General features: G+C 44.8%; 7 protein-coding genes. 3 read left to right on the top strand and 4 right to left on the bottom strand.

What is annotated here, in order from left to right; translation table 11 throughout:
• The first annotated feature begins 156 nt into the window (after positions 1–156).
• The 3 genes from obgE (at position 157) to SFV55_RS26125 (ending at position 2,555) form a co-directional block, all read left to right on the top strand.
• Positions 157–1,233 carry a GTPase ObgE gene (gene obgE / locus SFV55_RS26135; RefSeq protein WP_320032532.1) on the top strand — a complete coding sequence of 359 codons (1,077 nt, stop codon included), beginning with the start codon at positions 157–159 and terminating at the stop codon, positions 1,231–1,233.
• Positions 1,234–1,405: 172 nt separating this feature from the next.
• Positions 1,406–1,879: a single-stranded DNA-binding protein gene (locus SFV55_RS26130; protein WP_320032531.1), complete on the top strand. Its 474-nt coding sequence runs from the start codon at positions 1,406–1,408 to the stop codon at positions 1,877–1,879.
• 79 nt (positions 1,880–1,958) lie between these two features.
• Positions 1,959–2,555, top strand: coding sequence for a hypothetical protein (locus SFV55_RS26125; RefSeq protein WP_320032530.1), 597 nt, complete (start codon positions 1,959–1,961; stop codon positions 2,553–2,555).
• Between the two features lie 326 nt (positions 2,556–2,881).
• On the opposite strand, the gene SFV55_RS26120 is transcribed toward SFV55_RS26125, so the two are convergent.
• The 4 genes from SFV55_RS26120 to SFV55_RS26105 form a co-directional block, all read right to left on the bottom strand.
• Positions 2,882–3,523 carry a LysE family translocator gene (locus SFV55_RS26120; RefSeq protein WP_320032529.1) on the bottom strand — a complete coding sequence of 214 codons (642 nt, stop codon included), beginning with the start codon at positions 3,521–3,523 and terminating at the stop codon, positions 2,882–2,884.
• Positions 3,524–3,604: 81 nt separating this feature from the next.
• Positions 3,605–4,456: a lycopene cyclase domain-containing protein gene (locus tag SFV55_RS26115; RefSeq protein ID WP_320032528.1), complete on the bottom strand. Its 852-nt coding sequence runs from the start codon at positions 4,454–4,456 to the stop codon at positions 3,605–3,607.
• An 8-nt stretch (positions 4,457–4,464) separates the two neighbouring features.
• Positions 4,465–5,301: a phytoene/squalene synthase family protein gene (locus SFV55_RS26110; protein ID WP_320032527.1), complete on the bottom strand. Its 837-nt coding sequence runs from the start codon at positions 5,299–5,301 to the stop codon at positions 4,465–4,467.
• Between the two features lie 32 nt (positions 5,302–5,333).
• The gene (locus SFV55_RS26105) at positions 5,334–6,806 is read right to left on the bottom strand and encodes a phytoene desaturase family protein (RefSeq protein ID WP_320032526.1); all 1,473 of its coding nucleotides are present in this window, start codon (positions 6,804–6,806) and stop codon (positions 5,334–5,336) included.
• Positions 6,807–7,083 lie beyond the last annotated feature (277 nt).

Raw genomic sequence — 7,083 nt, 5'->3', positions numbered from 1 at the left:
CCCCACCCCGAACTCTCCAGCCCCCTTCTCGCGTACCCACTGCTTAAACTCTCACTGTCTCCCCATATTACCACATCCCTCACCGCTCGGCGCCGCGGGCACCCACCTCTTCAACTGTCCAACACTTCAACTTTTCAACTTTCAAAACTCAAACTCGTGGCTGAACAGAACTTTGTAGATTATGTGAAAATTTGTTGCCGCTCTGGCGCGGGGGGATCGGGATCTGTTCATTTTCTTCAGGACAAACACACCTCCATGGGCGGCCCTGATGGCGGCGATGGAGGCCGGGGTGGGCACATCATCTTGCGGGGCAACCGCAACGTATGGACCCTGCTTTCCCTCAAATACCGCAAACATGTGATTGCCAAAGCCGGTGGCAATGGCCGGGGTGGCAATTGCTCGGGTGCCGACGGTGACGACGTCATCCTGGACGTTCCCCTGGGTACCGTAGCCAAAGATGCCGAAACGGGTGAAATCGAATTTGAAATCACCGAACACGATGAAATAAAAATCATCACACCGGGTGGACAAGGAGGTAAAGGCAACGCTTTTTTTAAATCCCCCACTAATCAAACACCCAGCTACGCTCAACCAGGCGGGCCTGGGCTTGAAGAATGGAAAATTCTGGAGCTAAAGGTATTGGCGGATGTAGGTCTGGTTGGTTTTCCAAATGCAGGCAAGTCAACTCTCTTATCCGTTATATCGGCAGCCAAACCAAAAATTGGCGACTATCCTTTCACCACGCTGACGCCCAATTTGGGCATTGTACCTTACCGCGACGGCAAATCCTTTGTGATGGCCGATATCCCGGGGATCATCGAGCATGCCAGCGAGGGTAAAGGGCTGGGTTTGCGCTTTTTGCGCCACATCGAGCGCAATTCAACACTCCTGTTCATGGTACCTGCCGATACTGACGACATCAACCGGGAATACCAGATTTTGGAGAATGAATTAAGGGTTTACAATCCAGAACTATTGGATAAACCCCGATTGTTGGCAATAACCAAGGCCGACCTGATCGACGAGGAGCTAAAAGAAATGTTGCTGCCCACCATTCCAAAAGACATTCCACATATGTTCATCTCAGCTGTAGCAGAACAGGGACTGATGGAGCTTAAGGATTTGTTGTGGGAAAGCATCAACTCAGCCCCCAAGGATACCCTTAATTTGAACATTGCCAATCCTCATCGCTTGATTCACGGCACTCGTTCGAAACATTCCGAGGAAGAATAAAGTACAAAAAGAAGTTTGGCCTTTTTTACACAACACTGTTTATCAAGTAGCTATGCTTTTAGTTTGCCGCCATTTTGTCCAAAACTGCGTTGGAACAAAAAAGTAAAAAATGGTAGTGCGGGGGGCTAGCTTTTTGTTTTACTTTGTTGTAAATTTATAAAAATTTAAAACAATGGTAAATCGTGTAATTCTCATTGGCAACTTGGGACGCGACCCCGAAGTCCGCAGTTTGGAAAATGGTGCAATGGTAGCCAAATTCTCGTTGGCTACAGGTGAAAGTTACAAGGACAAAGAGGGCAACTGGCAGGAATTGACCGAATGGCACGACATTATTTTGTGGCGCGCAGTTGCTGAACGAGCCGAAAAGACCCTGAAAAAAGGGATGATGATTTATTTGGAAGGTAAATTGACGCATCGCACCTGGCAAGATAAAGAGGGCAATAACCGCAAAACTACCGAAGTAGTGGGTGATTATTTCCGTATCGTGGACGCGCGCAAGGGCGGCTCAGGTGGCAATAGCAACTATTTCCCTTCTGAAAAGGACGATCCGTACAATCGCAACAATAATTCCAGCGTTAGTGAAGCGCCGATGCCAACTTCCGCTGAGGAAGCACCTGTAACGGCTGATGATGATTTGCCCTTTTAGTTTACTGGCATACATCGCAAAGTCTAGAGCTTAATCCTTAGACTTTGCGATGTTATGACCACATGCTGATTTTAAATACATGGCTATACTCTTTCGCTTTGCGTTTTTGTTGTCAATTGCCGGACTAGCCATAGCTTGTGATGCGCCTACGCCTATTCCGCGTCCAAGGGCCTTCCCCCGGGTTATTTATCCGCAAAAAGCCTTTCGGCCTTTTGACAAAAATTATTGTGCTTTCACCTTTCAATACCCAACCTATAGTGTAGTGCAACAAGACACGGGGCAAAACGGCTTAAAGCCAGAAAATCCCTGTTGGTTTGATTTGTACTATCCCGATTTTGAGTGCCGGATTTACTGCACTTACTCCAGAATTGGGACAGAGAAATCTCTGGACAAACTCAAATCCGATGCATTCGAACTTGTAGATTGGCACAACAAAAAAGCCAATTACATCGGAGAGGAACGCATCAATCGTGGCCCGGACTTACAGGGGATGGTTTTTTCGATTGAAGGCCCTGCTGCAACCCCTTTTCAATTTTTTATTACTGATGAAAAGCAGCATTTTTTTCGGGCTTCGTTGTACTTCAAAACCAAAATCAATACAGATTCATTAGCCCCTGTGTACGATTTTGTAAAAAAAGACCTGAGAAAAATGATCGAAACTTTTGAATGGAACTAAGATAATTGTACCTTAATCCCTACATGTTTTTTTCATTTTTTTCGACTCCTTCACCAAAGAACTCATAGCAATTTGCCTTCTTCCTAGCGCAAAGGTGTCTAGATAGGACATTTTTGTTTAAACTGTTATGAGTTGTGAAGCTACCACGCATCAGCTTTAAAAAAGGGATCTCTTTAACGGATGTGAAAAAGCTATATCCGGATCTTCAGGTTTGTCCACAACTACTCGCTGGGAAAGAATACTTTCAAGCCCAGGTTAGTGTACCTGGAGTTGGTTTGTTGATTTTTGTTTTTTCTAATTTGGAACTACTGCTTGAGTTTGAAATTTTACCCTTGCAACAGGAATATCACCCTAAACAGCAACACCACTCCGAAAATGATTAAAGCACCGCCAGATATCCTGCGCAACCAAAGCAGGTGAATGGGACGTAAACTGTAGCGAATTTTTTTTGCCAAAATCACCTTTAATAAATCAGTAGTCACTATCGTGCCCAGGACACCCCCGAAAAACCAGAGGGCCTGCTGAGCATCAAATCCATCTTTAACCACTACTGTTCCCATCAAGCTGGTCCAAAAAAAGACGGTAAAGGGATTGATGGTATTGATCAAAAAACCTTTGATAAACAAGGACAAATAGCTTGAGCTGCGTTTGTATTCCGGCAGGGTATTGCTCAATAAGCCTTTGGGTATAGTCAGAAGAGTCACCAACCCGAAACAGGCCAGTAAAATACTGCCTGCAATACCCAGAACCAGTGAAAAACTTGGTGCTTTTACAATTTCGGCTAAATAAGACACACCATAATATACAGTCAATACAAAAGAGGCGTCACTTACCCAAATGCCCAGAGCAACCATTGCCCCGGCCCGGAAGCCTTCTTCCACACTTGTTTGTACCAATGCAAAGAAAATGGGCCCAATCATAAAACTAAGAATAAGCCCTACTTTGATACCACTCAATAGCATGTCCATCTTGATCTCGGTTCTTTATCGCTTGCTGAAATAGCGGCTCAAAGTTAAACGCAAAAAAAAGAAGGACGTAAAAAAAGTAGCTTATTGGTTCTTGCGTAGCCACTCCAACCAATAACAAACCCCGAATAAGAGCAAAAAACCATATACGGCATCTTCGACTGGTACAGAAATGATCCGAATCCCCATGTACTCTTCAGGGTTGTACAACACAATGGGCTCTTTGGTGAAACCACCCGTCAGTACCCCATCTACCAACAAGAACGGGATCAAAATGACCAAAAAGGCCCGATAAAAGCGCGTACGGTAAGTGTTCGGAACATAGTACCAGTGATAAAGCATAAATCCTCCGGTGAGGATGAAGGTAGTACTGGAATATGCCTTACTTATGTATAAGAGTGCCAGGGTAAAACAGCCAATGATCAATCCAAGAGTGATTTGTTTGTCCCACCGTGCCAATGGGTCGCCAGGAAAGTAGGCATTAAGGCATTCGTAAATAAAGATACTGGCAAAGGGTACAGTTACAAAAAACAGTAGCTCTTCCCAGGGCAAGTACACGATGTTTAGTCCTGTAACATAGTACCCATTAAAGCCCCAAACCCCCGCCAAAGTCTTGTAAATATCCCAGGCGATGAAAAAAGCCCCCATAATCAGAATTGAAGGAAATAAATCCAGCCAGGATTTGTAATAATGTACCTTACGATCAAAACTCAACAAAAAAACAGGTACAAAAGAAAAAATATGGACGTAGGCATAAGCCCATTTGTTTTCCAAAAAAGGGAAATGAGCCAGCTTCGGTACATCGTAGACCAGTTGCCCCAGGTTGATGTGACCCAAAAGTGCCAACAAAACAACAAGGAAAAGAGGCCATAATAAACTGAACCATTTCCAGCTGTTTGACATTTGGGCCTGGGAAGCTGTAAGATCTTTTTTCATATTCAATTTTACAGCAAATTTAAACTATTTCTAACAGCAGAACTCAAAAGCAAGGCAACCTTCCGACTGTCATGTACCCGAATTCTTTGCTTTTGCACCTGATGCGCCGGGGAGTTTTTAATTTTTTGGAACAACTTGGTGTAGTACACATACGCCAGATACACGCCAAAACGCACACCTTTGGGCAATTGAACAATACCTGTATAGGCGTGGTCAAAATCAGCCTTAATATCAGACTCTATTTTGAGTTTGTCAGCTTCGGTAAACGCACGAAAATCAACTCCCGGGAAATAAACCCGCCCCCGCTCGTCAAAATCACTTTTCATGTCGCGCAGGAAATTGATTTTTTGGAAGGCCGCCCCCAGGCTGCGCGCCGGAGCTTTCAAGCGCTGATACTCCTCATCATTGCCATTGGTCCACACGCGCAGGCACATCAGTCCAACCACTTCCGCCGAACCGTAGATGTACTCCTGGTACAAACGATCTTCATATTTGTGATGGTGCAAATCCATTTCCATGCTGTAAAGGAAGGCGTCAATCAGTTCACGTTCAATTTTGTATTGATTGACCACTTGTTGGAATGCCTGCAAGACCGGATTGAGGCTGATGCCCTCTTCTATGGCCCGATACGTATCTTCCTTGAAACGTTGCAGAAGCACTGCTTTGTCGTATCCATGGAACGTGTCTACAATTTCATCAGCAAAACGGACAAAACCGTAAATGGCGTAAATCGGTGCTCGATAAGCTTTGTCAAACACCTTGATCCCCATTGAAAATGAGGTGCTGTAACGTTGGGTGATCAGTTGGCTGCACTCCATACAAGTGCTGTTGAATAAACTCATCATAGATTAGGCTGATTTTTAGTGTGTTTTTGATTTTATGGCCATAATTTTGCGACCTCCTGTGCCACGACCTGACCAGAAATGAGCGAAGGAGGCACACCAGGCCCAGGGGTTGTGAGCTGGCCCGTAAAAAACAGGTTTGCTACTTTTTTACTACGTAGTTTAGGCTTCAGAAAGGCGGTTTGAAATAGCGTATTTGCCAATCCGTAAGCATTTCCTTTAAAAGCGTGGTAATCCTGTACAAAATCGCGATGGGCATAAGAGCGCTTGTACACGACGTCAGAGCGGATTTCCTGTCCGGTAAGCCGTTCCAAACGATCCATTACCACCTGGTAATAGCGCTCCCGCTGCACCTCGGTATCTTCCAAATCCGGGGCTAAAGGAATCAGGATAAACAGGTTTTCATATCCTTCGGGGGCAACACTCGGATCCGTGATTGAGGGTACACATACGTAGAACAAAGGCTTTTCTGGCCAACGTGGCTGCTCATAGATGTCTATGGCGTGTTGGGTAAAGTCTTCGTCAAAGAAAAGATTGTGGTGCTGCAGGTTCTTCAGGCGTTTTTTTACCCCTACATAAAACAGCAGAGAAGAAGGCGCCATCACCCTGGTTTCCCAATATGTCGCATCGTAATTGCGCTGATCGGGAGCAAGTACTTGTTGGTCCAAATGATGATAATCTGCACCACCAATTACGGCATCTATCGGATATTCTGCATTCTGGGTGACCACTTTTGTAGCCAAGCCATTACTGGTGACAATCTGTTTGACCTCCTGATTGAGTTGCACTACAACACCGAGTTCTTCTGCTAAACTCACCATAGCCTCCACAATTTTGTACATGCCACCCATCGGGTACCAGGTGCCCAGGGCCATGTCTGCATAGTTCATCAGACTGTACATAGCCGGAGTTTTGGCTGGTGTTGCTCCCAGAAAAAGTACAGGGAACTCCAACAACTCAATCAACTGGCGATTCTTGAACAATTTCCGTACATGCGTCGACATGCTGGTGAACATTTGCAGGCGAAACATACTTTTGAGGATGCGCAGGTCGGCAAACTCCATTATGGAATGGCTCGGTTTGCGCACAAAATCAGCCATTCCTACTTCGTATTTGTATTGAGCTTCGTCCAGAAACTTTTTCAGATTGTGGCTGCTCCCCGGCTCATAGCGCTCAAAAAGGGCAAAGAGTTCATCCATGTTGGCTGGAACCTGCATGACCTCATCCTGGCTGAAAAAAATAGAGTAAGAAGGATCTAGGCGCTTGAGTTGGTAATAGTCTGCGGCTTTTTTGCCAAAATGGTTAAAAAATTGTTCAAACACATCGGGCATCCAGTACCAGCTAGGCCCCATATCAAACACAAAACCATCAGTGGTGTATTGGCGTGCACGACCGCCAGGGGCACTGTTTTTTTCTAAAATGGTGACACTATGCCCTGCTTTTGCCAAACAACATGCAGCAGCAAGGCCAGCAAATCCAGCCCCAATTACAACTACTCTTTTTGCCAAGGTATTTCTTTTGTTGGTGTAAAAACTGGAAGGGTAACAGCGTTTGGTGATTTTTGTTTAAGCTTTTTTGCTAAAACTTAGACAAAACCAATTTGCCAAAGCAGCTGTTTGACTTTATTTCGCCTCCAAAAGACGCCAATTAGGCATTTGTGAAATAATTTTCAGATTGGTGCAATATTTTTTTAGCTTCGTTTGTTTTACACTTGATATTCAGTCATTAAACAATGCTACATGGATCAAACCTTTACTCAAGACATGCTCATTAAATACCTTTATC

Source organism: Haliscomenobacter sp. (assembly GCF_033763495.1).
GTDB lineage: Bacteria > Bacteroidota > Bacteroidia > Chitinophagales > Saprospiraceae > Haliscomenobacter.
The sequence above is the reverse complement of the archived record's forward strand: the minus strand, read 5'-3'. Positions and strand labels throughout refer to the sequence as shown.

What these genes read in the sequence shown, in the direction of transcription:
- SFV55_RS26130 (WP_320032531.1), top strand. Translation starts at nt 1,406, where the DNA reads ATGGTAAATCGTGTAATTCTCATTGGCAACTTGGGACGCGACCCCGAA.
- SFV55_RS26125 (WP_320032530.1), top strand. Translation starts at nt 1,959, where the DNA reads ATGGCTATACTCTTTCGCTTTGCGTTTTTGTTGTCAATTGCCGGACTA.
- SFV55_RS26120 (WP_320032529.1), bottom strand. Translation starts at nt 3,523, where the DNA reads ATGGACATGCTATTGAGTGGTATCAAAGTAGGGCTTATTCTTAGTTTT.
- SFV55_RS26115 (WP_320032528.1), bottom strand. Translation starts at nt 4,456, where the DNA reads ATGAAAAAAGATCTTACAGCTTCCCAGGCCCAAATGTCAAACAGCTGG.
- SFV55_RS26110 (WP_320032527.1), bottom strand. Translation starts at nt 5,301, where the DNA reads ATGATGAGTTTATTCAACAGCACTTGTATGGAGTGCAGCCAACTGATC.